21 protein-coding genes are annotated in these 26,688 nt (G+C 71.1%); 6 read left to right on the forward strand and 15 right to left on the reverse strand.

The features are described 5' to 3' along the window. The first annotated feature begins 52 nt into the window (after positions 1 to 52). From AB0N16_RS03520 to AB0N16_RS03535, 4 genes are all read left to right on the forward strand, one after another. A complete protein-coding gene (locus tag AB0N16_RS03520; protein ID WP_365792548.1) occupies positions 53 to 1,309 on the forward strand; it encodes a citrate synthase in 1,257 nt (418 codons plus the stop codon). A gap of 81 nt (positions 1,310 to 1,390) precedes the next feature. Next, positions 1,391 to 2,335, forward strand: coding sequence for a sucrase ferredoxin (locus AB0N16_RS03525; protein ID WP_365792550.1), 945 nt, complete (start codon positions 1,391 to 1,393; stop codon positions 2,333 to 2,335). A gap of 118 nt (positions 2,336 to 2,453) precedes the next feature. Further along, complete coding sequence (locus AB0N16_RS03530; RefSeq protein ID WP_365792552.1) at positions 2,454 to 4,109, forward strand: sensor histidine kinase; 1,656 nt, start codon at positions 2,454 to 2,456, stop codon at positions 4,107 to 4,109. After that, on the forward strand, positions 4,106 to 4,786 hold the full coding sequence (locus tag AB0N16_RS03535; protein ID WP_365792554.1) for a response regulator: 681 nt from the start codon (positions 4,106 to 4,108) through the stop codon (positions 4,784 to 4,786). The genes AB0N16_RS03530 and AB0N16_RS03535 overlap by 4 nt, the downstream gene beginning before the upstream one ends. Positions 4,787 to 4,803: 17 nt before the next feature. Here the strand turns inward: AB0N16_RS03535 and AB0N16_RS03540 are convergent, their stop codons facing one another. Genes AB0N16_RS03540 through AB0N16_RS03550 form a run of 3 tightly spaced genes read right to left on the reverse strand, consistent with a single transcriptional unit; the run spans position 4,804 to position 7,590 of the window. After that, complete coding sequence (locus tag AB0N16_RS03540) at positions 4,804 to 5,862, reverse strand: ABC transporter substrate-binding protein (RefSeq protein ID WP_365792556.1); 1,059 nt, start codon at positions 5,860 to 5,862, stop codon at positions 4,804 to 4,806. 56 nt (positions 5,863 to 5,918) lie between these two features. Further along, the gene (locus AB0N16_RS03545; protein WP_365792558.1) at positions 5,919 to 6,785 is read right to left on the reverse strand and encodes an ABC transporter permease; all 867 of its coding nucleotides are present in this window, start codon (positions 6,783 to 6,785) and stop codon (positions 5,919 to 5,921) included. Next, positions 6,775 to 7,590, reverse strand: a complete 816-nt coding sequence (locus AB0N16_RS03550; RefSeq protein WP_365792560.1) for an ABC transporter ATP-binding protein — start codon at positions 7,588 to 7,590, stop codon at positions 6,775 to 6,777. The genes AB0N16_RS03545 and AB0N16_RS03550 overlap by 11 nt, the downstream gene beginning before the upstream one ends. 158 nt (positions 7,591 to 7,748) lie before the next feature. Here AB0N16_RS03550 and AB0N16_RS03555 point away from each other — a divergent pair, with 158 nt between their 5' ends. Continuing rightward, a complete protein-coding gene (locus tag AB0N16_RS03555) occupies positions 7,749 to 8,441 on the forward strand; it encodes a response regulator (protein WP_365792562.1) in 693 nt (230 codons plus the stop codon). A gap of 15 nt (positions 8,442 to 8,456) precedes the next feature. Here the strand turns inward: AB0N16_RS03555 and AB0N16_RS03560 are convergent, their stop codons facing one another. The 6 genes from AB0N16_RS03560 to AB0N16_RS03585 form a co-directional block, all read right to left on the reverse strand. Further along, entirely contained in the window at positions 8,457 to 10,049 is a 1,593-nt protein-coding gene (locus tag AB0N16_RS03560) for a cation acetate symporter (protein WP_365792564.1), read from the reverse strand. Beyond that, a complete protein-coding gene (locus AB0N16_RS03565; RefSeq protein WP_365792566.1) occupies positions 10,046 to 10,603 on the reverse strand; it encodes a DUF485 domain-containing protein in 558 nt (185 codons plus the stop codon). The genes AB0N16_RS03560 and AB0N16_RS03565 overlap by 4 nt, the downstream gene beginning before the upstream one ends. Before the next feature lie 69 nt (positions 10,604 to 10,672). Then, positions 10,673 to 11,356 (reverse strand): response regulator transcription factor, encoded by a 684-nt coding sequence (locus AB0N16_RS03570; RefSeq protein ID WP_365792568.1) that lies wholly within the window; start codon positions 11,354 to 11,356, stop codon positions 10,673 to 10,675. Next, positions 11,353 to 12,504, reverse strand: coding sequence for a histidine kinase (locus tag AB0N16_RS03575; protein WP_365792570.1), 1,152 nt, complete (start codon positions 12,502 to 12,504; stop codon positions 11,353 to 11,355). Before AB0N16_RS03575 ends, AB0N16_RS03570 begins: the two co-directional genes overlap by 4 nt. Next, a complete protein-coding gene (locus AB0N16_RS03580; protein ID WP_365792572.1) occupies positions 12,501 to 13,034 on the reverse strand; it encodes a DUF1453 domain-containing protein in 534 nt (177 codons plus the stop codon). The genes AB0N16_RS03575 and AB0N16_RS03580 overlap by 4 nt, the downstream gene beginning before the upstream one ends. Positions 13,035 to 13,457: 423 nt before the next feature. Beyond that, positions 13,458 to 15,581 (reverse strand): DNA topoisomerase IV subunit B, encoded by a 2,124-nt coding sequence (locus tag AB0N16_RS03585; RefSeq protein ID WP_365792574.1) that lies wholly within the window; start codon positions 15,579 to 15,581, stop codon positions 13,458 to 13,460. 441 nt (positions 15,582 to 16,022) lie between these two features. Between AB0N16_RS03585 and AB0N16_RS03590 the strand changes: the two genes are divergently transcribed. Then, entirely contained in the window at positions 16,023 to 16,253 is a 231-nt protein-coding gene (locus tag AB0N16_RS03590; RefSeq protein ID WP_365792576.1) for a hypothetical protein, read from the forward strand. Between the two features lie 100 nt (positions 16,254 to 16,353). Here the strand turns inward: AB0N16_RS03590 and AB0N16_RS03595 are convergent, their stop codons facing one another. From AB0N16_RS03595 to AB0N16_RS03620, 6 genes are all read right to left on the reverse strand, one after another. Continuing rightward, the gene (locus AB0N16_RS03595) at positions 16,354 to 17,220 is read right to left on the reverse strand and encodes a serine protease (RefSeq protein WP_365792578.1); all 867 of its coding nucleotides are present in this window, start codon (positions 17,218 to 17,220) and stop codon (positions 16,354 to 16,356) included. A 120-nt stretch (positions 17,221 to 17,340) separates the two neighbouring features. Continuing rightward, complete coding sequence (locus tag AB0N16_RS03600) at positions 17,341 to 18,894, reverse strand: RNA polymerase sigma factor (RefSeq protein WP_365792580.1); 1,554 nt, start codon at positions 18,892 to 18,894, stop codon at positions 17,341 to 17,343. 500 nt (positions 18,895 to 19,394) lie between these two features. After that, entirely contained in the window at positions 19,395 to 20,282 is an 888-nt protein-coding gene (locus AB0N16_RS03605; protein ID WP_351728463.1) for a FadR/GntR family transcriptional regulator, read from the reverse strand. Between the two features lie 162 nt (positions 20,283 to 20,444). After that, positions 20,445 to 23,363: an ATP-binding cassette domain-containing protein gene (locus tag AB0N16_RS03610; RefSeq protein WP_365792582.1), complete on the reverse strand. Its 2,919-nt coding sequence runs from the start codon at positions 23,361 to 23,363 to the stop codon at positions 20,445 to 20,447. Positions 23,364 to 23,443: 80 nt separating this feature from the next. Then, positions 23,444 to 24,202, reverse strand: a complete 759-nt coding sequence (locus AB0N16_RS03615) for an NUDIX hydrolase (protein WP_365792584.1) — start codon at positions 24,200 to 24,202, stop codon at positions 23,444 to 23,446. A gap of 167 nt (positions 24,203 to 24,369) precedes the next feature. Then, entirely contained in the window at positions 24,370 to 26,481 is a 2,112-nt protein-coding gene (locus AB0N16_RS03620; protein ID WP_365792586.1) for a glycogen debranching N-terminal domain-containing protein, read from the reverse strand. Positions 26,482 to 26,688: the final 207 nt, after the last annotated feature.

Below are 26,688 nucleotides of genomic sequence, written 5' to 3' on the forward strand. Positions count from 1 at the left end.
TCTGTCAATATTGATTCAATCAATACACGTCGGACACGACTACGGTGGCGCCATGCGCGATCAACAACCCGCTCCCGGCAGTCCCGCGCGGCGGCTGAGCACCAAGGAGACCGCCGAACTGCTCGGTGTGAAGCCCGAGACCGTGTACGCCTATGTGAGCCGCGGTCAGCTCAGCAGCAGGCGCGAGCCCGGTGGCCGCGCCAGCACCTTCGACGCCGGCGAGGTGGAAGCACTCGCCCGGCGCAACAGGCGCGAAGCCGCAGGGACTTCGGGATCCGGCGGGGATCTGTCCGTACGCACCCGGATCACCCTGATCGAGAACGACCGGTACTTCTTCCGGGGCGTCGACGCCACCGAACTCGCCGCGCGCCACTCCTACGAGGAGGTGGCCGAGTGGCTGTGGACGGGTCGTATGACCCCGGGCGTGGTCCTCACCGCCCCGGAGGCCACCGTCGCCGTCGCCCGCAGGGCCGTCGACGCACTGCCGGAGCACACCTCCCCCACCGACCGGTTGCGGGTCGCGACGATCGCCTCGGCCGCCGAGGACCCACTGCGCTTCGACCTGTCCGAGGACGCCGTCCTCGGCACCGCGCGCGTGCTGATCCCCACGCTGGTCGCGGCGCTGCCGGTACAACGCGAGCGGCGGCACGACGACGGTCCGCTGGCCCACCGGCTGTGGCGCCGGCTGACCGGCATCGACCCCAGCGACGCGGCGCTGCGCGTGCTGGACACGGCGCTCGCCCTGCTCGTCGACCACGACCTGGCCGCCTCCACGCTGGCGGTCAGGCTCGCCGCCTCCGCACGCGCCCACGCGTACGCGGCCGTGTCGGCCGGGCTCGGCGTCCTCGAAGGCCCCCTGCACGGCGCCTCCAGCGGCCTCGCCCACCGGATGCTGCTCGACGTCCTCGACCAGGGCACCGCCGTCCCGGTGATCGCGGACGAACTCCGCGCGGGCCGCCGTATCCCCGGCCTCGGACACCGGCTCTACCAGGGCGAGGACCCGCGCGCGCGGGTTCTGTTCGGTCTCCTGGAGGAGGTCCCCCGCGCGGAGCCCGCCCTGCTCGCGGCCCGGGACATCGTCGCCACGACCGCCCGGCACGCTCCGCTGCACGCCAACGTCGACCTGGCGCTGGCCGTGTTCACGGCCTCCTGCGGCATGCCCGCCACCGCGGGCGAGACGATCTTCGCGGTCGCCCGAACGGCGGGATGGATCGCGCACGTCCTGGAGGAGTACGGGGAGCGCCCGCTGCGGATGCGTCCCAGCGGTCACTACGTCGGCCCGAAGCCGCCGCAGCCCCTGCCGGAATAGCCCAGGCGTGCGGCCCACCCGAGAAGCGGACACGCGGGGGCCGGAAGTCACTCCGGGCAAAGTCAGGTTAGGCTCACCTCTGTGAGTAGGTGCGCAACCGTCTCCCGGATGCTTGACGAGCCCGTTTCCGGCACCGCCGCCACCGCGACGACGTGGCTGCTGCTGGAACAGTCCGGCCCGTGGGGTGCCAAGGCGCTCACTTCGAGCCATCTGGACCCCGCGCTGGGCCGCGCCCTGGAGGCCGCCGCCAAGGGGACCGGCGTACGGGTCGCGCTCATCCGGCGTGCCGGCCGGCACGCCGATCCGGGCACCTCCGCCCTTCGCCACGTGTACGCCGCCCACACGGTCCCCGGGAACGTCTGGCTGCACAGCGCCGCCACCCGCGACCCCGGGCGGCTGCTCGGCCTCGACTTCGCCGCGCTCGGCGCGGGCGACCATCGTTCGTTCGCCACGGCGCTCGGCGGCCGGCCGCACGCGGGCAGCCCCCTCGCGCTCGTCTGCACCAACGGCAAGCGTGACCGCTGCTGCGCCCTGCTGGGCCGCCCGCTCGCCGCGGAGCTGGCCGCGTCCGGTGTGGACGGCATCTGGGAGGTCACCCATCTGGGTGGTCATCGCTTCTCGCCGACGGTGCTCGTCCTGCCGTACGGCTACGCGTATGGCCGCGCCGAGGCCCATGCCGTCAAGGAGGTCCTGCACGGCGCCCAGGAGGGCCGTGTGGTGCTGGAGGGGTGCCGTGGGTGCTCCGCCTGGGAACGGCCCGGCCAGGCGGCCGAGCTGGCCGTGCGCGAGGCTGCGGGCGAGTACGCGGCGGGCGTGCTGAGCGTCGTACGGACCGAAGGCGCGGCCCCGCACTGGGACGTCACCGTCGCCCACTCCGACGGCAGGCGCTGGCGGGTCGGCGTCGCCCAGGGCACCTCCCTGCCGCCCCGCGCGGAGAGCTGCGGGGTGTCGGTGCTGGGGTCGCCGGCCCGGATGGACGTGGTGTCGCTGCGGGAACTGCGGACGACGACGGCTCTGGCGAGCTGACGCGACCGCGCAGGGTGGGCTGACGCACCCCCGAGGACGAATTTCCCCAAGAAACAGTCAAGAGATCCACGCCACACCCCCTACGACCGGGCCCACGCGCCCACGTACCGTCGTGGGTATGAGCCCCACTCCCCCCGCGCGCCGCCTGCGCCTCGGCCTGCCCCGACGGGCGTTCTCGCAGGTCCTGCTGATGCAGGTGGTGATCGCCGCGGGGGTCGCGGTGCTGGCGACCGGGCTCTTCCTGGCACCGTTGAGCAAACAGCTGGACCAGGAGGCCATGCGCCGGGCACTGGCGATCGCGCAGACCACGGCCCAGGATCCGCACATCGCCGAGGGCGTCCTCACCAGGCGGCCGAGCACGACCGGCCCGGTGCAGCGGGAGGCGGAGCGGATCCGGAAGGCCACCCACGCCGAGTACATCGTCGTGATGGACCGGAGGGGGTTCCGCTGGTCGCACACCACGCTCTCGGAGATCGGCCGCCATGTGTCGACCTCTCCGAAGGAGGCACTGGCCGGCAAGGAGGTCATGCAGATCGACAACGGCACCCTGGGCCGCTCCGCGCGCGGCAAGGTGCCGTTGTACGACTCGCGGCACCGGATCATCGGGGCGGTCTCGGTCGGTATCGCGTACGACAGCGTGCGGGCGCGCCTGCTCAGCGCGATCCCTGGGCTGCTCGCCTACGCCGGCGGCGCTCTCGCGGTCGGTGCGCTGGCCGCCTGGCTGATCTCCCGGCGGGTCCAGCGGCAGACCCGCGACCTGGCCTTCTCCGACATCTCGGCGCTGCTCGCGGAGCGCGAGGCGATGCTGCACGGCATCCGGGAGGGCGTCGTCGCCCTCGACCGCGGCGGGCGCATCCGCCTGCTGAACGACGAGGCGAGACGGCTGCTCGGCATCGGCGACGAGGCCGTCGGCCGGTCTCCTGACGAGGCGCTCGGCGAGGGCCGTACGACCGATGTCCTGGCCGGCCGGGTGACCGGCACCGATCTGCTCACCGTGCGCGGCCAGCGGGTGCTGGTCGCCAACCGCATGCCCACCGACGACGGCGGCGCCGTCGCCACCCTGCGCGACCGCACCGAGCTGGAGCAGCTCGGCCGCGAACTCGACTCCACGCGCGGGCTGATCGACGCCCTGCGTGCCCAGGACCACGAGCACGCCAACCGTATGCACACCCTGCTCGGGCTGCTGGAACTGGAGATGTACGACGACGCCGTGGACTTCGTCGGAGAGGTGGTGGGCGACCACCGGGTCACCGCAGAGCAGGTCACCGAGAAGATCCAGGACCCGCTGCTGGCCGCCCTGCTGGTCGGCAAGGCCACCGTCGCGGCCGAGCGCGGGGTCGCCCTGTGGGTGTCGGACCGCACGCGGCTCCCGGACCGGCTGATCGACCCCAGGGGCCTGGTCACGGTCGTGGGCAATCTCGTGGACAACGCCCTGGACGCGGTCGCCGGAACTCCGCACGCGCGCGTGGAGGTCGAGTTGTGCGCCGAGGGCCGCGCGGTCGTCCTCAGGGTGCGCGACACCGGGCCCGGGATCCCGGCGGAGCAGCGGGAGCTGGTCTTCACCGAGGGGTGGTCCACCAAGAAGCCGCCCGCGCACGGCAAGCGCGGCATCGGCCTCTCGCTGGTGCGCCGGCTCGCCGAACGGCAGGGCGGCACCGCGGCCGTGGACGAGGCGGACGGCGGGGGCGCGCAGTTCACGGTCGCGCTCCCCGAGGCGCTGACCGAGCAGGAGCCGGAATTGGCGCTCGTCCCGGCCGACGAGGAGACGCGATGATCGAGGTCCTGGTCGTGGACGACGACACCCGCGTCGCCCGGGTCAACGCCGCCTACGTCGAGAAGATGCCCGGTTTCCGGGTGGCCGGCGAGGCCCACAACGCGGCAGAGGCGCTGCGCCAGTTGGAGACGCTGCCCCGTCTCGACCTGGTCCTCATGGACCACTACCTGCCCGACGGCACGGGCCTCGCGGTGGTCCAGGAGATGCGCCGGCGCGGCCACCAGACCGACGTGATCATGGTGACGGCGGCCCGGGACGTGTCGACCGTGCAGGCGGCGATGCGGCACGGTGCCCTGCAGTACCTGGTCAAACCGTTCGCGTTCGCGGGGCTGCGCGCCAAGTTGGAGGCGTACGCCGAGCTGCGGCGCACCCTGGACGGCGGCGGCGAGGCCGAACAGGCCGAGGTGGACCGCATCTTCGGTGCCCTGTCCACGACGTCCGAGCCGGCTCTGCCCAAAGGGCACTCACCCACCACGGCCGAGCTGGTGCGCCAGTCCCTGATGAACGCCGAGGGCCCGCTGTCGGCCCAGGAGATCGCCGAGCGGACCGGGGTGAGCCGCCAGACCGCCCAGCGCTATCTGAAGCTCCTGGAGCGCACGGGACGGGCCCGGCTGACCCTCAAATACGGCGACGCGGGCCGCCCCGAACACCGTTACGTGTGGGCGACCCGCGGCTGAACGAGCTCGGTCCGTCGTTACTTGGCGGCCTCGACGAACTCGGTCGTGTACGTCTTTCCGAGGTCGACATCGGCGTTCTGGATGTTCGTGTTGAACGCCTTGAGCACCTTCTCCACGGTCTCCGGGCCGTTCTCGGGCATCACACCGTCGTCGGTGAACATCGGCAGCGTGCTCTTGATGGACTCCGTGTAGAGAGCCTTGTCGCCCTGGGCGTAGTCGGCGGGCATCTTCGCCGCGATCTCGGCAGCGCTGTGCGTGGACATCCACTTGAGCGTCTTGACGAATGCATTGACCAACTTCTGGACGGTGTCCTTGTGACCGTTGACCCAGTCCGTCTGCATGTACAGGCTTGACGACGGGTACGGGCCGCCCAGCGCCTTCTGGGAGCCTTCCGGGGTCCGCATGTCCAGCAGGACCTTCCCCGCCTTCTTGTCCAGGATGGTCGCCACCGTCGGATCGGTCGTCATGCCGCCGTCGATCGAGCCCTGCTGGAGCGCCGAGATGAAGGTCGCACCCGCTCCGACGGCGACCGGAGAGAAGTCGCTGACCTTCACCCCGTTCTTGACGGCGAGGTACTTGGTGAGGAAGTCGGTCGACGACCCGAGGCTGGTGATGCCGAGCTTCTTGCCCTTGAAGTCCTTGGGCGACTTGATGTCGCCGGCCGCCTTGGTGGAGACGACCTCCACCTCACCGGGCGCACGCGAGAACTGCACGACGGACTCCACCGCCTTGCCCTTGGTCTGGAGATCCAGCGTGTGGTCGTAGAAGCCGACGGTCCCCTGAACCTGCCCGGCGACGAGCGCCGTCTCGGCCTGGACACCGGCCGGCTCGGTCAGCAGTTCCACGTCGAGGCCCTCGGCGTCGAAGTAGCCGAGCCGCTGGGTGAGCATGGCCGGCATGTAGATGACCTTGTCCAGGCCACCGACCATGATCTTGACCTTCGTACCCTTGCCGTCACCGTTGCTGCCGGAGCCGGTGGAGGCGGTGCTCGCCGCGTCGTTGGCGCAGGCGGTGAGGGAGGAGAGGGCGAGGAGGCCGGCGGCGGCCAGGGTGGAGTATCTGGCGGACTTGCGCATGACGGTTCACGTCCTTGTGAGTGGGCGGTGCGGGGAGGAGTCGAGGGGGGGTGCGGTCAGCTGTCGGAGTCCGACGGCTTCCAGCGGAAGATGCGGCGTTCGGCGAAGGTGAGCAGTCCTTCGGCGGCGAGCGCGACGACGGCGAGGATGACCATCGCCGCGTACACACCGGCCGCGTTGAAGGTGCCCTGCGACTGCGCGACGAGCAGGCCGATGCCCTTGGTGGCGCCGATGTACTCGCCGACGATGGCGCCGATGAGGGCGAAGCCGAAGCTGACGTGGAGGCTGGTGAAGATCCAGGAGGTGGCGGACGGGATGACGACCTGGAGGGTCACCCTGCGGTCACTCGCGCCGAGGATCCGGGCGTTGGCGACCAGGTTGCGGTCGACCTCACGAGCGCCCTGGAAGGCGTTGAAGAACACCGGGAAGAACACCAGTACGACGGCGGACGCGACCTTGGAGGAGGCGCCGAGCCCGAACCAGATCACGAAGATCGGGGCGAGCACGATCCGGGGGATCGAGTTGAGCACCTTGATGTAGGGACCGAGGACATCGGCCAGGAAGGCGATCCGGCCCAGGGCGATACCGCAGACCACACCGGCGATGACGCCGATGACCCAGCCGAGCAGCGCTTCGTAGAGCGTGTACCAGATCTGCTCGCCCAGGGAGCCCAGGGCGGTGCCGTGGGTCACCCAGGTCCAGATCTGGTCCCAGATCTTGGAGGGCATCGAGAAGTTGAACGGGTCGATGACCTCGGCCCGGGAAAGGGCCTCCCAGAGACCGAGTACGGCCACCAGGAGCAGCACGCGCACGGCGAACACGATCACCTTGCGTCTGCGGGCGGCCTGGGCCCGCGACCGGGCACGGTCCGGGCTGGCCTTGACCGTGTCGACGACCGGTGTACTGAGCACCTCAGGCGACATGAGCGGCACCCCTCTCGCGGGTGATGCGGACCTCTTCGCCGAGGGACTCCCAGATCTCGCGGTAGATCTCGATGAACCGCGGCTCCAGACGCACCGACTCGACCTTGCGGGGGCGGGGCAGGTCGATCTCGAAGACCTGCTTCACCGTCGCGGGCCCGGCGGTCATGACGACGACCTTGTCGGCCAGCGCGATGGACTCCTCCAGGTCGTGGGTGACGAACACTACGGAGGCGCCCGTGCCCTCCCACAGTTCAAGGAGCTCGTCCGACATCAGGGCCCGGGTCTGCACGTCGAGCGCGGAGAACGGCTCGTCCATGAGCAGGATCTCTGGGTCGTTGACGAAGGTCGCTGCGAGCGCCACGCGCTTGCGCTGGCCGCCCGAGAGCTGGTGCGGATAACGGTCCTCGAAGGCGGCGAGACCGACCTTGGCCAGCCAGGCGCGGGCCTTCTCCTTGGCCTCCGTCTTGGGCACGCCCCGGAAGCGGGGGCCTGCCATCACGTTGGACAGCACGGTCCGCCAGGGGAAGGTGGCGTCCTGCTGGAAGACGAAGCCGACCTTGTCGCCGACGCCGGCCACCGGCTCACCGGCCACCAGCACCTCGCCCTCACTGGGCTCTTCCAGGCCGCTGACCAGGGTCAGAGTGGTGGACTTCCCACAGCCCGTCGGCCCTACGACGGCCACGAACTCACCACGCCCCACGGTGAGGTCGAGGTCGCGGACAGCCGTGTGCAGACCCCCCGACGGGGTCTTGAAGATCTTGCTCGCGCCCCGCAGCTCGATGGCGGGGCTGGTGTCTGCGCTCATGGGCCGGGACGGTAGGTGTGGCCCGGACCACAGCAGCAGTCTTCTGGGCGCAAGCCGTTCTTTTGCTCGCAAGCATCTGTTGTGCTCATTTTGCTCGCGCTACAACTGCGGAGCCGAAACACGGGCTTAACGCTCGCCGGCCTTGAAGGAGAGGCCTGATGATTGACGTCCTGGTGGTCGATGACGACTTCCGCGTCGCTGAGATAAACGCCAAGTACGTGGGGAAGGTTCCCGGCTTCCGGGTGGCCGCCCGCGCGCACAGCGCCGCCCAGGCCCTGGCCGCCGTGGAACGGGGCACCATCGACCTGGTCCTGCTGGACCACTATCTGCCGGACCAGACCGGCCTCGAACTCGTCCACCGAATGCGGGAGCAGGGCCACGGCACCGACGTCATCATGATCACGGCCGCCAGCGATGTGGCCACCGTCCAGCAGGCGATGCGCCTGGGCGCCCTGCACTACCTGGTCAAGCCGTTCACCTTCGCCGCCCTGCGCACCCGCCTCGACTCCTACGCGGCCCTGCGCCGCACCGTCGACCGGGTCGGCGGCCGGGGGCTGACCGGGCAGGAGCAGGTCGACCGGATCTTCGGCGCGCTGCGCACCTCATCGGCCCCGTCCGCGCCCGGGTTGCCCAGCGGCCACTCCGAACCCACTACCGACCTCATCTGCGGCGTCCTGCACCGCGCCGACCACCCGCTCTCCGCCCACGAGGTCGCCGCCGAGACCGGCCTCAGCCGCTCCACCGCCCAGCGCTACCTGCGCCATCTGGAACAGGCGGGCAGGCTCCACCTCTCCCTGAAGTACGGCGACACGGGCCGCCCGGAGCACCGGTACGCCTGGGTGGCGCCGTAACGGCTCCGAAACGGGTCAGACGGCCCCCGCCCCGGTCAACGACCGCACCTCGGTCTCCGCGTGCCTGGCCTCGTCCGGTACCTCGTCCGAGGTGACGGTGCCTAGCCAGCCGGCGACGAAACCGAGCGGGATGGAGACGATCCCTGGGTTCTGCAACGGGAAGTACTGGAAGTCCACGCCCGGGAACAGCGCGCCCGGGCTTCCCGACACCACCGGCGACAGCACGACCAGTACCAGGGCCGGAACCAGCCCGCCGTACACGGCCCATACCGCGCCGCGGGTCGTGAAACCCTGCCAGAACAGCGAGTACAGCAGCGCGGGCAGGTTCGCGGAGGCGGCCACCGCGAAGGCCAGCCCCACCAGGAAGGCGACGTTCATGTCGCGGGCCAGCAGACCGAGGGCGATCGCCACCACCCCGATGCCGACCGCGGCCGTGCGCGCCACCGCCACCTCGCTGCGCTGCCTGGCGTGCGGCCTGCGTAGCGAGGCGTACAGGTCATGGGCGACGGAGGCCGAGGAGGCGAGGGTGATCCCGGCGACCACCGCCAGGATCGTCGCGAAGGCGACGGCCGCGACCACCGCGAACATAACCGTTCCGCCTGTGGAGCCCGCGCCACCCCCCAGGTCGAGTGCCAGCAGCGGAACGGCCGTGTTCCCCGACGCGTTCGACGCGCGCACAGCGTCCGGTCCGACGAGGGCCGCCGCGCCGAAGCCGAGCACGATCGTCATCAGGTAGAAGCCGCCGATCAGGCCGATCGACCAGACCGCCGAACGCCGTGCCGCCCGCGCCGTGGGCACCGTGTAGAAACGGGACAGGATGTGCGGCAGCCCCGCCGTGCCCAGCACCAGCGCCAGCCCGAGGCTGATGAAGTCCAGCCGCGCGCTCCAGCTGCCGCCGTACTTGAGGCCCGGCGCCAGGAACGCCTGCCCGTGTCCGCTGCGGTCGGCTGCCGTGAGCAGCAGGCGGTCGATGTCTCCGTGGAACCGCAACAGGACCAGCACGGTCAGCACCACCGTCCCGCTGAGCAGCAGGACCGCCTTCACGATCTGGATCCAGGTCGTCGCCCGCATCCCTCCCAGCGACACATAGATCACCATCAGCGCGCCGACCCCGATGACCGTCCACGCCTGCGCGGCCTGGCTCGTACGCCCCAGCAGCAGAGCCACCAGGCTGCCCGCCCCGACCATTTGCGCCACCAAATAGAGAACGGACACGGTGATCGAGGAAGTTCCCGCCGCGATCCGCACCGGCCGCTCCCGCATCCGCGCCGCGATCACGTCGGCGAGCGTGAACCGCCCGCAGTTGCGCACCAGTTCGGCCACCAGGAACAGCACGACCAGCCAGGCGACCAGGAAGCCCACCACATACAGCAGCCCGTCGTAGCCGAAGAGCGCGATGAGCCCGGTCACACCCAGGAAGGAGGCCGCCGACATGTAGTCGCCGGCGATGGCAAAACCATTCTCCATCGGGGAGAAGAGCCGCCCGCCGACGTAGAACTCCTCCGCCGAACCATGCCGCCTTCGGCTCACCCACGTCGTGATCCCGAGCGTCACCGCGACGAACGCGCTGAACAGCAGCAACGCCAGCGTCTGGTGGTGCCCCGTCATGACTCACCGCCCCGAGCGCCCCGGGTCAGCTCCTGGGTGTCCCAGCGCAGCTCCAGTGCGGCACGGTCCCTGCGCAACCGCGCGTGCCGGGCGTAGGCCCAGGTGAGCAGGAACGTGGTGAGGAACTGTCCGAGGCCCGCGACCATCGCCACGTTCACCGCCCCCGCGACGGGCCTGGCCATCAGCCCCGGCGCGGTCGTCGCGGTCACCACGTACCCCACGTACCAGGTGAGGAAGACGGCGACTCCCGGCACCACGAACCTCCGGTAGCGGCTGCGCACCTCCTGGAAGGCCGCGCTGCGCTGCACCTCCAGATACACGTCACGGGCGCGAACGGCCGCCCCCTCCCGCTCCGTTCGCGCGGCCGGTACGGCGGGAGCCGGCACCCCGGTGCCGTCCAGCTCTCCCCAGCCGGAGGCCAGTGCGTCGTACCAAGGGTCCTCGTACCTGACTTCTCGGGAGGCCGTGCCGTACTCGCCCTGGTCCTCGTGCTTCTCGGCCGAACTCTCGGGACCGCCCCCGCCGTCGCGGTGACGATCGTTGCTTGACTGCATGCCCAAGGATGGACAGATCGGGAAGATCCCCGACACTTCTTCCCGCAGCTCTTCACCCCATTAGGTGACTCAATCCGCTGGTGGCCGCACCAGTCCCTTCCCATAGGCGTAACGAACCGCCTGGGCCCGGTCCTTGAGCCCCGTCTTGGCGAACAGGTTGTTGATGTGCGTCTTCACGGTCGCGGTGGAGACATGCAGCCGACGGGCGATCTCCTGATTGGTGAGCCCCTTGGCGATCAGCACCAGGACCTCGGTCTCCCGCGCGGTCAGCCCGTCGGGCGCTTCGCTGGCCACGGGCGCCGGCTCGGGCTGCGACAGCCTTTCCAGCAACCGCCGCTGGATGCTCGGCGACAGACCCGCGTCTCCCGAGAGCACGCTCTGCACCGCCCGCACGATCTCGTCGCCGCCCGCGTCCTTGGTGAGATAGCCACGGGCACCGGCTCTCAGCGCCGGAAACAGCGACTCGTCGTCCGCGAACGTGGTGAGCACCACGACCTGTGTCCCCGGGTACTCCGACCTGATCCGCCGGGTCGCCTCCACACCGTCGCAACGGGGCATCCGCAGGTCCATCAGCACCACGTCCGGGGCGAGTTCGGCGACCAGCCGCACCGCCTCCTCCCCGTCCCCCGCCGCTCCCACGACCTCCACGCCGGGCAGCAGGCCGAGGAGCATCACAATGCCCTCCCTGACCACTGTCTGGTCGTCGGCGACCACCACCCGCGCGGGCTTCTTCTCCCCCTCCGCCTCCGTCATACGGGCACCCTCAACGTCACCTCGAACCCCTCGTCGTCACGCCCTGCCTCCAGGGACCCGCCCAGCAACTCGGCCCGCTCCCGCATACCCAGCAGACCGTATCCGCCGCCGGCGTCGGCGAGTTCGCCGGGACGACCACCCGAGTCCCTCACGTTCAGGGTCACTTCGTGCTCCTGGTAGTCCAGCCGTACCTGAATCGTGGCGCCGTAGGCGTGCTTGCGGACGTTCGTCAGCGCCTCCTGGGCGACGCGTCGTACGGTCTGCGAAGCCTCTGCGCGCAGGGCCCTGCGTTCACCCGTGACGGTTACCTCGGCGCCGTCGGTCGAAGCGACGATCTCCGTGAGGAACTCCTCCAGCGGGGTCAGCTCGCCGCGCAGGGCGGACAGCGCCTGGCGGGTCTCGGCGAGTCCGTCCCGGGCCATACCCCGGGCGGCCACCACCCGTTCGAGGATCTGCTCCCGGTCGGCTCCGCGCTCGATCAGCAGCCGCGCCGCCTCCAGGTGCACCATCTGAGCCGAAAGGCTGTGGGCCAGCACATCGTGGATCTCCCGCGCGATCCTGGCCCGCTCCGCCAGCGCCGCCGACTCCGCCTCGGCCGCTCTCGCCGCACGCTCCTGGGCCAGCAGCCGCTGAGCGTGGCCCCGGGCCTCGGCATCGAGTCTCATCACGTACCCGGCGAGTGCCATCCCGACGACGGTGGCCGCGGTGGTCAGCCACACGTCGTTGTTGAACGCGGAGTACGAGGCCAGGGCCACGGACGTGACGGGCACCGCGACCGCGATCGGCAGCCGCTCCAGGGCGGAGATGCCGCAGCCGCACCAGATCACGAGGGCCGGTCCCCGGAATCCGTTGGCCTCCGCCGCGACCGCTATGGCCAGGAGGACCCCGATGAGGAGCAGGGCCGGCACGAGCCGGTGGGCGTAGGTGGTCCGGTAGAAGCCCCAAGAGGCCACGGCGGTCACGCCGACACCCGCCACGGCCGCGGCCATGTTCCAGCCGTGGACGTGTGACTGGCTGAAGGCGCCCCACAGCAGCAGGGCCAGGATCATCAGTCGCACGGCCCAGGCGAGCATGCGCCGGGGCGGGGAGATCCCCGCGCGGCTCAGTGCCTCACGTGAGGGCCAGCGTGTCCAGACGCTCTCCGTCACACGCCCTCCTTCGTGGTGACCCGGGCCATGCCGTCACCGTACGCCCAGGTGGGGCCGCCCGCGGGCGGCGCGGAGGGGAGCGACTGCGCACGCCACACGAGGATGCCGGCGCGAACCAGCAGGGTGACCGCCAGTCCGAGCATGAGGGCCGAGCTGTCCTGATGGACGCCGGCGAGGGTGCCGAGGGCGACGAGACCGACGCGCACGGCTATCCCGACGAACCAGACGGCCGCGCTGGCCTTGGTGCTCTTGGTCCAGACGACCCCGTCGGGCTCCGTCCACACCCGGGTGGTCCAGGCCCAGGCGGCACCCATCCCGAGTCCCACCAGCATCTCGACGCCGAGCAGCAAAGCGGATTCCGTGCGGTGATGGGCATCCAGTATGCCGGGTTCACGCAGCGCGACGACCGCGAGGATCACGGGCAGCAGCCACCAGCGCCGACCGGTGTCGACCGGGCGGGCGCGGAACTGGCGAACGATCACCACGACGACGACTGCCACGATCAGCAACGCGTTGACGAGCCCGGCCATCAGAGCCTCCGTGAGCGGGAAGGGGCGGTGCCGGGAGCGGGAGCCGCCGACACCTCCGACGCTACGGAAATGCGCAGGTCAGCAGATCGGAGCGTGGGTGGATCACGGGTGGAATCCGACGAGCGGGTTCTCTCCACCCCCGGGTGGAGAGAACGCAGCGCGGGGCTGCACGAACCACTGCCGGGTGGACGTGGGCGGGCGCCATGTCGAGGGAGAAGCCGGATGAGCGAAGACGGGCGGCCGTAGTCGGGCGGCCGAAGTCGGGCGGGCGAAGTCGGGCGGCCGTCGTCGGGCAGACGACCGTCGCCCAGGCCACCGCGCCCAGGCCACCGCCGCCGACCTTAAGCGCCGCCCACCTTGACCACCGCCCACCTTGACCGGCGCCCGGATCACCGCTCCGGTAGCCAAAGCCCACCGCAGTGGCTACGCGTCGATGCGCGACCGGTCCAGCGTCGCCGCCGAGCCGGAGATGAACTCCTTTCGGGGGGCCACGTCGTTGCCCATCAGCAGGTCGAAGACCTGCTCCGCCGCTTCGAGGTCGGAGAGGTTGATCCGGCGCAGGGTGCGGTGGCGCGGGTCCATGGTCGTCTCGGCCAGCTGGTCGGCGTCCATCTCACCGAGACCCTTGTAGCGCTGGATGGAGTCCTTGTACCGGATGCCCTTGCTCTGGAACTCCATGAGCTTGTCGCGCAGTTCGCGGTCCGAGTACGTGTACACGTACTTGTCCTGGCCCTTCTTGGGCTGGACGATCTCGATGCGGTGCAGCGGCGGCACCGCCGCGAAGACCCGGCCGGCCTCGACCATGGGCCGCATGTAGCGCTGGAACAGCGTCAGCAGCAGGCAGCGGATGTGGGAGCCGTCGACATCGGCGTCGGTCATCATGATGATCTTGCCGTAGCGGGCCGCGTCGATGTCGAAGGTGCGGCCGGAGCCCGCTCCTATGACCTGGATGATCGCACCGCACTCGGCGTTCTTGAGCATGTCCGTCACCGAGGACCGCTGCACGTTGAGGATCTTGCCCCGGATCGGCAGCAGCGCCTGGAACTCCGAGTTCCGCGCCAGCTTCGCCGTACCGAGCGCGGAGTCTCCCTCGACAATGAAGAGCTCGCTGCGCTCGACGTCGTCGCTACGGCAGTCGGCGAGCTTGGCCGGCAGGGACGAGGACTCCAGGGCCGTCTTCCGGCGCTGCGCGTCCTTGTGCTGGCGGGCGGCGATCCGGGTCCGCGCGGCGGCGACCGCCTTCTCCAGAACCACGCGGGCCTGGGCGGCCGCGTCACGCTTGGTGGAGGTGAGGAACGCCTTCAGTTCCCTGGTGACCACGTTGTTCACGATCCGGCGGGCCGCCGAGGTACCGAGGACCTCCTTGGTCTGGCCCTCGAACTGCGGTTCGGCGAGACGGACGGTGACGACGGCGGTGAGACCCTCCAGAGCGTCGTCCTTGACGATGTCGTCCTCGGCGACGCGCAGCAGCTTCTTGGCGCGCAGCACCTCGTTGAGGGTCTCGCGGACGGCCTGCTCGAAGCCGGCCACGTGGGTGCCGCCCTTGGGCGTGGCGATGATGTTGACGAACGACCTCACGGTCGCGTCGTAACCGGTGCCCCAGCGCAGCGCCACGTCGACCCCGAGTTCACGGGTGACCTCGGTGGGGGTCATCTGGCCGTGGTCGTCCAGGACCGGGACGGTCTCCTTGAAGGTGCCCTGCCCGGAGAACCGGAGGACATCACAGACCGGCTTGTCGGTGGCCAGGTACTCACAGAACTCGCTGATGCCGCCGTCGAAGCGGAAGGACTCCTCGCCCTTGCTGCCGTCCGGGCCGAGGCCGTACTCGTCACGGACGACGATCGTCAGGCCGGGCACCAGGAACGCGGTCTGGCGGGCCCGCTGGTGGAGGGTCTCCAGAGTGAGCTTGGCGTCCTTGAGGAAGATCTGGCGGTCGGCCCAGTAACGCACGCGCGTGCCGCTGCGGGTCCTGGGGATCTTCTTGGTCTTGCGCAGCCCGCTCTTGGCCTCGAACTTCGCGTCCGGGCCGTCACCTGCGAAGGCGCCCGGGACACCGCGGCGGAAGCTGATCGCGTGCACATGGCCGCCGCGGTCCACCTCGACGTCGAGCCGCGCGGAGAGCGCGTTGACCACCGAGGCGCCGACACCGTGCAGACCGCCGGAGGCCGCGTAGGAGCCGCCGCCGAACTTGCCGCCGGCGTGCAGCTTGGTCATCACGACCTCGACGCCGGACAGGCCGGTCTTGGGCTCGACGTCCACGGGGATGCCGCGGCCGTTGTCCCGGACCTCGACGGAGCCGTCGTCGTGGAGGATGACCTCGATGTGGTCGCCGTAGCCGCCCAGGGCCTCGTCCACGGCGTTGTCGATGATCTCCCACAGGCAGTGCATCAGACCGCGACTGTCGGTCGAGCCGATGTACATACCGGGGCGCTTGCGCACTGCTTCGAGGCCCTCGAGGACGAGCAGGTGCCGCGCGGTGTAGTTGGAGCCGTCCCGGTCTGCTCCTGCCAGCAGCGCTGTGGATGGCACGGACGTATCGGCGGTCACGCGGTTCGCTCCTCGCTGAATTTCAGTGGAGCCCCTTTTGGGTAAGGGGCCGGCTTCGGTCGCCGTTCAGAGGGTACCGAGGCCTGGTAGAGCCGCTGTAACGCCACCCTCGTCGTGAACTCACCCTAGTCCACGGTCGTATGCGTGTTCGATCCCTCGATGGAGTGAAGTACATATCACGTTCCCTTCGAGGCATGAACCATTTAGGCTCCGGGCACGTCCTCACAAACAACCGGCAACCCGGCCGGGAGGATGAGACCGATGAACCGAGCGAACCCGTAAGCACCTAAGACGACGCAATACGGCACATTCGCCGCCAACCGGCAGCAGACGGCCACCTCGAAAGATTTTTTTCGAGGAGAAGCCCCGAGCGGGAACGTTTTCGGGCTGGTTGGATGTTGACCCTGGTACGACAGCTCGTCGAGCTAGAGAAGAGGCGACGTGACTACTGTTCTGACCCCCGCGAGCCACCTGACGGCCGCCGATCGCTGCGACCGCTGCGGCGCCCAGGCATACCTGCGCGTCGTGCTGCTCAGCGGCGGAGAACTGCTCTTCTGCGCCCACCACGGTCGCAAGTTCGAGCCGGAACTCAAGAAGATCGCCGCTGAGATACAGGACGAGACGGAGCGGCTGACGTCCGTTCCGAACATCGCCTCCGAAGATGAGCGCTGACCTCTCGCACCCACGACGAGCCAGCTCCGGTCCAGACCGGTGAACGGGCGGTCGCTCCCTCGGGGAGCGGCCGCCCGTCGTCATGTACCCGCGACGCCCCTCAGGAGGTCCCCTGAGGCCGCAGTGAGCGACTGAAGGCACCGCCGGGCCCCAGAGCCCGCACGACCTCGGAGACGCGCGTGTAGACGCCGGGACTACCCGGGCGCCCGCAGCCGCTGCCCCACGACACGAGTCCGATTAGCCGCCCCCCGGCGACCAGCGGTCCCCCGCTGTCACCCTGGCAGGCGTCGGGGCCGCCCAGGGCCTCCCCGGCGCACACCATGGACTCCGCCCGGTAGGTGCCGTCGGCGCCGCCGGGATAGGCGCGCTCGCATGCCTCGTCGGGCAGCACGTGGACCTGCGCGGCGTACAGCCGGCGCGCGTAGTCCCCGCCTCCCGTGATGTCGCCCCATCCGGAGACCAGGGCACCGGTGCCGGTCCGGTAGGCGGTGTCGCCCTCGGCGGCCATCTTGACGACGGCCTCGGCCGGCAGGGGCCGGGCGAGGGTGAGGACGGCGAAGTCGCCGGTGTTCGCATCGGCGTCGTAACGCGGATTGACCTGGGCGAGGGTCACCGGGATCTCCTGGCCCTGCGCCGAGAGCAGATCCGTGCGGCCCGCGATGACCTTGAGGTCGTGCACCCGGTCGGAGGGTCCCCCGATCACCTCGTCGGCCAGACAGTGGGCCGCGGTCAGCACCGTGGTCCGGCCGATCGCCACCCCGCCGCAGAACTGGCCGGCCCGCGTACCCCCGAACCGGTCACGGCTGGACAGCGCGACCGTCCAGGGAGTCTCGGAGACGTCGACAGGGAACCCGCCGACGACAACGCTGTCGGCGGCTGCCGGAGGCGGGCCGGCCAGCGGTATCACGGCGGCGACGGCTGCCAGGATCAGCGGTCGGATCAGGACCGGGGCAAAGGGACGGCGCATACACACTCCTCACTCTGGGTGGTGCCAGGACACCCAGAGTCATCCAGTGCACCGCGACCCGCAGCCCGAAGGCCCGGCTCCCCCATGGGAGCCGGGCCTTCGACGTCGTATGGGCGCGACCTAGTCGAGGTAGTCGCGCAGCACCTGAGAACGCGAGGGGTGGCGCAGCTTCGACATGGTCTTGGACTCGATCTGGCGGATGCGCTCGCGCGTGACGCCGTAGACCTTGCCGATCTCGTCGAGGGTCTTCGGCTGGCCGTCGGTGAGACCGAACCGCATGGAGACGACACCGGCCTCGCGCTCGGACAGGGTGTCCAGCACCGAGTGCAGCTGCTCCTGAAGGAGCGTGAAGCTGACGGCGTCGGCGGGGACGACGGCCTCGGAGTCCTCGATGAGGTCACCGAACTCGCTGTCACCGTCCTCACCCAGCGGAGTGTGCAGGGAGATGGGCTCCCGGCCGTACTTCTGGACCTCGATGACCTTCTCGGGGGTCATGTCGAGTTCCTTGGCCAGCTCCTCCGGCGTGGGCTCGCGGCCCAGGTCCTGGAGCATCTGGCGCTGCACGCGCGCGAGCTTGTTGATGACCTCGACCATGTGCACCGGGATACGGATGGTGCGGGCCTGGTCGGCCATGGCGCGGGTGATCGCCTGACGGATCCACCAGGTGGCGTACGTGGAGAACTTGTAGCCCTTGGTGTAGTCGAACTTCTCGACCGCGCGGATCAGACCGAGGTTGCCCTCCTGGATGAGGTCCAGGAAGAGCATGCCGCGGCCGGTGTAGCGCTTGGCCAGGGAGACCACCAGACGGAGGTTGGCCTCCAGGAGGTGGTTCTTGGCTCGGCGCCCGTCCTCGGCGATGATCTCCAGCTCGCGCTTGAGCTTCGGGGCGAGCTTGTCTGCGTTGGCCAGCTTGTCCTCGGCGAACAGACCGGCCTCGATGCGCTTGGCGAGCTCGACCTCCTGCTCGGCGTTGAGCAGCGGGACCTTGCCGATCTGCTTGAGGTAGTCCTTGACCGGGTCGGCGGTGGCACCGGCGGCGGCGACCTGCTGCGCCGGCGCGTCGTCCTCGTCCTCGTCGGACAGGACGAAGCCCGCGCTCTCGGTGCCCTCGGGCTCTTCGGTGCCCGCCTTGACCTCCTCGAGGACCTCTTCCTCGAGAATCTCGACGTCGTCCTTCTTGGCGGCGGTCTTCTTCGCCGGCACCGCCTTCTTCGCGGCGGTCGCGGTCTTCTTCGCGGCCGCCTTCTTGGCGGTGGGGGCGGCCTTCTTGGCAGCGGCCTTCTTGGCGGACGCCGCCTCGTCGGTCGGGTCGTCGGCTACGACGGGGGGCACTGCCGGGGCGGCCGTGGCGGTGGCCTTCCTGGTGGTCACCGTCTTCGCCGCGACCGTCTTGGTGGCGGTGCGCTTGGCCGGACTCTTCGCTGCGACGCTCTTTCGGGTGCGCTTGGGCTCCGCGGCACTGACCATCAGCGTCACACCCTCTTCCTCAAGGATCTGGTTGAGGCTGCGCAGTACGTTCTTCCACTGAGTGGCCGGAATCTGGTCAGCTTCGAAGGCCCGACGCACATCGTCGCCGGCGATCTGCCCCTCAGCCTTTCCCCGCTCAATGAGCGCCATGACAGAGACGGACTCGGCGATCTCCGGCGGGAGCGTACGGGATGTGCTGGCCGACACGAACAACCTCTCGGAACGTTGGAAAACGGCTTCCGGCCCCGTCCTGGAGGGACTGGAGCCGACCGCCGGCTTGGGGATGGGCCGACGGCGCGGGCGAGGGCCGGGAAGATACACAGCGCCATGAATGGCGTCCGTATTCCCTCCGCGGCTGTCACCTCTTAGGTCATCGCGCTGTTCGCAAGAGCGTTACGCCCAATCTACGTGGCCCGAGTCACACCCCGTAAGCGCTCAAAAACGGTCAGACATGGACAGATGTTGTCGCAGATGATCTCTCCGGGCCGTTCGGACGGCGGCGGGTGCGCCGTACGACCGCCACAGAAGCCTGCCATACACCGCTCGACCGTCGCGGTGTCTGTCATACGACCGCTGCGCGCCCGTCCCGCCGCGCCGGACCCCGCCGGAGCCCTGAGGGATCCGGCGGGGTCCGGCGGAAGCGGGGTCCGGGGTCGGCGGCGCCCAGAGAACGCGGAACCGACCGAGCGCACCGCTCTCGATGCGGGTCAGTGCTCACGCGGGGCGGGTACCACGCGCTCGACCTCGGGGTGGACGGTGAGCAGTTGACGCATGGCCGACTCGGCCGCCGCGCCGTCGCCCGTGCCGAGCGCGTCGACGATCCGCGCGTGCTGGGCCAGGGACGTCTCGTTCGGCCGCTCACAGCCGGTGACCGGGCCGCCGGAGACCTGGAGGGCCGACGACACGATGCCGGAGAGGTGCTCCAGCATGCGGTTGCCCGCGATCTGGATGAGCATCGAGTGGAACTCGGCGTCCGCGCGCGAGAACGTCAGCGCGTCGCCCTGCGCCATCGCGTGACTCATGATCTCCACCATGTCGGACAGGCGCTGCTGGACGTCCTCCCGCCCGTGCCCGGCGGCGAGCCGGGCGGCGAGTGGCTCGATCGTCCAGCGCAGCTCACTGAGCTCACGGCGCTGGTCGTCGCGCTGCGGCCCGAAGGCCCGCCACTCGATGATGTCGGGGTCGAGGAGGTTCCAGTCACTGACGGGACGCACGCGCGTGCCGACGTTCGGGCGGGCACTGACCAGGCCCTTGGCCTCCAGGACCCGAAGCGATTCACGGACGACGGTGCGGGAGACCTCGAAACGCTGGCCGATCTCCTCGGGCACCAGCGGGCGGTCCGCGCCCAGGTCGCCGGAGACGATCATCTGACCCAGCTGCTGAACGAGTTGACCGTGCAGTCCGCGGCCGCGGCTGCCCGCGGCACGTCGTCCCACACGGCCCAGCTCCGGGTCCGGGCCCTCCCAGGAGGGCGCCCCGACACGATCGTTGACGGGGGCATCCACGTACGGGTAGCGGTCGAGTTCGCCCGGGCCGACCAGACCAGAGTCTGCGGAGCGGGCGGCGGTCATCATGGTGTGCGCAAGGGTACTCACGGATCCTTTGTCGGCGCTGCCTCCAACTCCCTTGAGGTCTTTGGTGAAAAGCACACGAAAGGGTGATCGCTCACCCCATCGCAATTGACGCCTTATCGGAAAGAAATGGCCTTTCTGTGAGGAGTTGTGCGCACAGGGGGACCGGAAGCGCCCGGTCCGTGGTCATCTGAGCCTGGCCCGCAGGGTGGTGAACAGGTACGCGCAGACCAGCGCGGTCAGCGACAACGCCATTGCCCCGCCCACGGGTTGGGCCAGCACCCGGACCGCGGCGACCAGATAGCGCTCGCCTCCGAAGGGCCACTGCAGCAGCAACGTCTCCCGCATCCGCACCGGGAGTCCGGCGGCCATCCGCACACCCGACCCCTGCAGCGCCTTGTGTACGACGGGCACGACGAGTACGGGTACGGCGAGCACCGCGGCGAGGCCGGCCGTGGTGGACCGGAAGACGCCCGCCGCCAGCACACCGGCCCAGGCGCAGCCGACGATCAGTCCGAACCAACTAGCGGTCATCGGAAGCCAGTCGGCGGGAACCTTCGCGAGTTCCCGGCCGTAGACGAGATAGAGCATTTCGGCGTCGCAGCCCAGGGTGAGGAACGAGAGCAGCACGGCGGTGGCTCCGGAGACCACCAGCTTCGCCGTGAGCAGCCCCAGCCGACGGGGCACGGTGCCGCGGTCCGCCGCCAGCGCGGGGTGGCGGAACTCGTCTCCGAAGGCCAGCGCCCCGAGCAGCCCCGCACCGAGCGCCGCGGGGGGCAGCGGCAGCTCCCGCGGCCAGGCGGCGAACAGCCGGGCCTGCGGGGTGTGCCCGAGCCGGGCGAGCAGCACGGCGATGAGGGCGGACACCGCCAGGACAGCACCGCAGGTGACAAAGCCGGTACCGATCCCGGCGGCCCGGCGGAGTTCGTAGCGCAGGGGGCGGAGGGGGCTGGGGGCAGAGCGGACGGAGATGGCGGGTGGGAGCGGGGAGGGGTCGTTCAGGGCGGCGGCCCCCGTCGTCCGCGCGGGGCCGGCCGGGGGCGGGGTGGGGTCATCGTCGGCTGTCGGGGCTTCGCCGGAGTGAGGCCGCGGCTTCGGCTGCGGCTGCCTGGCGGAGAGCTTGGCCGTGGGGGCCTGGCCGGGCTGCGGCGGTTGCTGTTTGACGGAGAGCCGGGTGGTTGGCGCCTCGCCGGGTACGGCGGGGGTCGGTGGCTGGGAGGAGGCAGCGGGGGTGGAGGGACCGGCTGGCACGGGGCGGGGCGGTGTCTGGGGGGATGGGGCAGCGGCCTGCGGTTGGTCGGATGCGGCAGCGGCCTGCGGCCGGGCGGATGGGGCGGCCGCCGGTGCCTGGGCGGATGCGGCGGTGGCCGGCATCTGGGCAGAGGGGGCGGTTGCCGATGGGTGAGCGGATGGGGCGGCCGCCGGTGCCTGGGCGGATGCGGCGGTGGCCGGCATCTGGGCAGAGGGGGCGGTTGCCGACGGGTGAGCGGAGGCAGCGCCGAGGGGTGGCCGGACGGATGCAGGGACCGCTGGTGGGTGAGCGGAGGAGCCGGTGGCCGAGGGCTGAGCAGGGGCGGGAGCGGACGATGAGTGAGCGGAGGCGGCGTCGGCCGGTGGGCGAGCGGACGCGGCCCCCGAGGGCTGGGCGGAGTCGGCGGTGGACGGTGGCTGGGCGGGGACGGTGGCGGACATCGGGTCCGGGGAGGTGGCGTGGGTCGGCGGCCCGGGTGCGGTGGCCAGGGCCGGAGACTGCGAGGACGCGGTGGCGGCCGACGACGGCCGGGGAGATTCGGGGGCGCCTGCCGACTGGGGCGAGGGCGCGACGGTCGGGGTCTCGGCGGCAAGGGCGCTGCCGGACGGTTTTGCGTGCGGAGATCCGGGCGTGGCCGCCGGGCCGTCGGCGAGTGCCCCGGTGGACGGCTGCTGTTCAGCCGTGGCGGAGGACTCCGCCAGGTTCGACGGCTGATCCGGGCCTGGCTCCCCGTCGGCGGTGCGTGACTGGCTCACCGGCCTCGGTCCGGCCGATGTCCGTGGCTGTGGGGTGACGGGAGAACCGCCCGTGTTCTGACGCGGATCGGTGCCGGGCGTGTCCCGCCGCTCCGTGGTCGCCGCCTCGTCGACCGTCCGAGCCCCGTCCACGGCAGCCGACTCGCTCGCACCCCGCAGCCGCCGTTCGGCCTCCGGTGCAGCCTCCGGTACGGCGTCCGTCGGCGGCTCCGCTCCGGCGCCCGCTCCCATGTCGCCGACCTCATCGGCAAGTTGGTGAACGAGGATGCCGTGGCGGAACGCGGTCTCGCCGACCTCGGCCGTCGTGCTGCCGTACACCGAGAGGCGGTTGCCGCCTTCGCTGACGACCTCCACTGAGCGGCGGCTCGTGCGGGCCTCCTTGGTGAGGAGGGCGGCGAGCCGGGCGGCGTGGGGGCTGCGGACGGCCACACGTGGGCGCAGCCTGGTGCGGGCGAATTCGGTGGCCTCCTGGTCCGCGACGAGCCTGCCGGCCTCCAGGGTGACCACCCGGTCGGCGGCGCGGGCGGCCTCCTTGGGATCGGAGGTGGTGAACAGGACCGTGCCGCCCTGCACGGCGTGGGCCCTGAGCATGCGGTGCAGCCAGTGGCTCTCGCGGGTGGAGAGACCGTGCGCGGGTTCGTCCAGGACGAGGGTGTGTGGATCGGGGAGCAGGGCGCAGGCGAGTCCCAGCCGACGGTCCACGCCGCGCGACAGCGTGCCCAGGCGCTCCTCGCGGAGGCTGACGAGGCCGACCGCTTCGAGCACTTCGTCGGCACGCCGGACCGGGACTCCGGTCGCCGCGCACAGCATGCGCAGATGGCCGCGGACGGAGCGGGCCGGATGGCCTGGGACGTCACCGAGGAGGACGCCGACCTCACGCGAGGGGTGGGCGATGCGATGCAGGGGGCGGCCTCTGAAGTAGGTCAGCCCACGGCCCTGTTGGAGTTCGAGCATCAGTCTGAGCGCCGTGGTCTTGCCCGCGCCTTCCTTGCCCAGGAGTGCGGTGACGCGGCCCGCGCACGCTTCGAAGGACACGTCGTCGACGGCGGGCGGGTGCGCCTTGCGGGGATTGCTGGTCAGTCCGAAGGCCTCGATCACCTTAGGGAAGATAGCGCGGAATGACCGTTTTTCCAGGTATAGAAGGGTTTAACCTCGGCGGGATTCGCGCTGTCGGACGGTCAGACCTCGGGTCGCAGCATCGGCGGGTTGAGCAGAGTCGCGCCGCCGGCGCGGAAAAGCTGGGCCGGACGGCCGCCCTGCCTGGTGGTCGTGCCGCCGGTGGGGACGAGGAAGCCCGGGGTGCCGGTCACCTTGCGATGGAAGTTGCGCGGGTCGAGCGCCACGCCCCACACCGCCTCGTAGACGCGGCGCAGCTCACCGACCGTGAACTCGGCCGGGCAGAACGCGGTGGCCAGGGACGAGTATTCGATCTTGGAGCGGGCGCGCTCCACCCCGTCGGACAGGATCTGGGCATGGTCGAAGGCGAGCGGCGCGAGGGGCTCGCCGTCCCGGCCGTAGCCGCCCTGCGCGAGCAGTTCCTCGACCGGCGCCCAGCGCGCGTTGCTGGCGTCGCCGCCCGCACGGGGTGCGGGGAGGTCGGGGGCGAGGGCGAGGTGGGCGACGCTGACCACGCGCATCCGGGGGTCGCGCTTGGGGGCGCCGTAGGTCGCCAGCTGCTCCAGGTGGGCTCCGCCGTCCTGGGCGGGTGCGTCGGGGTCGTGAGCGCGCAGGCCGGTCTCCTCGGCGAGTTCTCGCGCCGCAGCCTGCGAGAGATCCTCGTCGGCCCGTACGAAGCCGCCAGGCAGCGCCCACCGCCCCTGGAACGGCTGCTCCCCTCTGCGTACCGCCAGCGCGCACAGGGCGTGGCGGCGCACAGTCAGCACGACCAGGTCCACGGTGACGGCGAAGGGCGGAAAGGCTGACGGGTCGTAGGGCATGCGGTGATCATAGTCGTCTGCCTGACGATAAACACTCCCTTCGTCGCTCGCTTCGACGGCAGATCACCTTCGCTCCGGTATGCAGCTCACGGTTCGCTCCGGCAGACGTCCGACGCCCGGCCATCCGTTCGTCGTGACGGTCACGTCCCGCAAGGTCGCCCAGGAGGTCACGCCCCCAGTTGAAGGCCGTCCGCGGCCTCCTCGACCATGGCCAGGCCGAGTCGGCTGACCCTTATCGAGAAAGGCGCGCCGGCCACCCGCAGGCCGGTCAGGCCCAGTTCGCCCAGGGGCGCGCTGTGGACGGGCCGGAGGGTGACCGTCCCGGCGGGGGCGTCGGGGCGGATGCCGGCGAGCGTGGTGAGGAGCAGCACCCCGGAAGCGGCCGCGGTGGCCGCCGGACGGCAGGCCGCGGGATGCGGAAGGGGGGCACTTCCGTCGGTCCGCTGCTCACCGCCGAACATCTCGGGCAGCCGGTGACCGAAGTGCTCGGCCGCCGCCAGCAGGCCGCGCAGCAGGCCGCCCGCCTCCTTCTCGTAGCCCGCGGCGGCCAGTCCGGCCACGGCAAGAGCCGTCTCGTGGACGCGGACGGCTCCGGCCCGATGGCCGAACGGATTGTGTCCCGCCTCCTTGGCCCCCAGTCCACGCAGCCCCCACCCCGAGTCCAGGGCCGGCCCCCCGAGCAATCGGGCGAGCTGCTCGGTCTGCACCTTGTCGAGCAGGCCGACGGCCGGTCTGCCGGCACCGAGCAGCCCGGTGTCGAGCAGGTGGACGGCGGTGGAGCCGAGGTGGGTCAGGGGGCGGCCGTCCGGGGTCAGTGCGGCCGCCGGACGGCCGCCGCCTCTGTCCTCGGTCCAGAAGTCCGCCTGGAACGCCTTCCTCAGCTCTCCCGCCCATTGCCTCAGCCCGGCACCGCCGGGCCGGTCGTACGCGTCGAGGAGGTCGGCGCCGAGTATCGCGGCCCGGTGGGCGTGGGCCTGGGTCTCGCTGCGCGCGGGGCCGCCGGGCGGCGGGTCGCAGAGGTAGGTGTGGTCGCCCACCGTGGTGCGCAGCCAGGACAGGCAGCGCTCGGCCACGGGCAGCAGTTCCCGCGTCTCCTGGTCCGGGAGCCCCCAGCGGCGGGCCTCCGCGAGCAGGACGGGGAAGAGCAGGGTGGCCTCCGTACCTGTGCAGCCCGGTGGCAGATGTGCTCCGGCGTCGCGGCGCGGGCCGGGGATCATGCCGCCGTGCGGTCCCGGGCCGCGGAGTTGGGTGCGGGCCAGGGTGCGCAGCGTGCCGGCGGCCAGGCGGGTGCCGAGGGGCAAGGTCATCCGGGCGGCGGCGAGCGCCTCGGCCGGGGCCAGACCGCAGCGCCAGGGCGCCCCGGCCGCGAGGTAGGTGTCGGAGGGGTGCGCCGGGTCGCGGAGCAGCAGTGCCTGAAGATCCTCGATGCTGGTCCTGAGCAGCGCCCCGGCTCTCGGGTCGTCGCCCGCGGCCCTGGCCGGCGCCAGTGGGCTGGCGGCCGCGCGTCCCACGACGCGCGCGGGACCCACGCCGTCCGGTCGCACCCGCAGTTCGACGCTCGCCGTTCCGCCCGGGGGCAGTTCGAACTCCCAGCGCAGCAGTCCCGCGGAGGCCAGCGCGTCGGCGGGTGGCGGGTCCGCCGTGACCGACGAGTTACCGGTGGGGGTGGTCCAGCGCAGGCCGGAGTCGTGGACGCTGGGCGGGAGTTCGGGGCCGGGGCTGCCGGAGGCGATGGCACTCAGCTCCGCCAGGTCGGTACCGAGGGCCACCTCCAGCGGCAGGCGCAGGCGGTGGCGCGCGGAGCTGTACAGGGTGATGCGCTCGGTGCCCTCGGCGTGACGGGTCCGTTCCACGACCACGTCCGGATCCGGGCCGGCCGCCGGAGAGGCGCGCAGGGTGCCCACGAAGCGAACGGAGTCCGCCCCCGCCATCCGGGCCTGCACGGGGAGTGGTTCGCGGCCGGCGACACGGACCTGGCAGCGCGCGAGCAGCCGCCGGCCCGCCCGGTAGAACCCTTCCAGGCCGCGACCGGTCAACTGGCCCTGCTCCGTGGAGATGGCGAGACCGGGCAGCGCGACGCAGATCAGGGCGGTGTGCGCGGGCGGCAGCCCGCCGATGTGCCCCGGGCCCTGGGCACCCGAGGCCGGTCGTGGGGGCGTGGGCCGGGCTGTGCGGTTGCGCGGCTGCCCCGAGACGCCCTCGGCCGGCGGGAGCCAGGGTGGGCCGTCCCGGAGTCGGTGGTTGTCGTCGGCGGTGGAGGTCGGAGTCGGCTGATGCATGGGGAGGCTCCTTCTGCGCTCTATGCGCCCGGGACGTACTGGGCGCCGGACGGAGGGCTCCGGAGGGACCGGGGACGGGCGGCGGCACGGCCCGTCCAGGCGTTCCGCCACTCAGGTGAACGGAGGAGGGCTCCTCCTGGTCACGCCTCCGCCCGTCGAACCCGGTCGGACGGCGGTGCGGAGAGACGTCCTTCGGCCCGGACGGCC

The sequence above is a fragment of the Streptomyces sp. NPDC051105 genome (assembly GCF_040682795.1).
GTDB lineage: Bacteria > Actinomycetota > Actinomycetes > Streptomycetales > Streptomycetaceae > Streptomyces.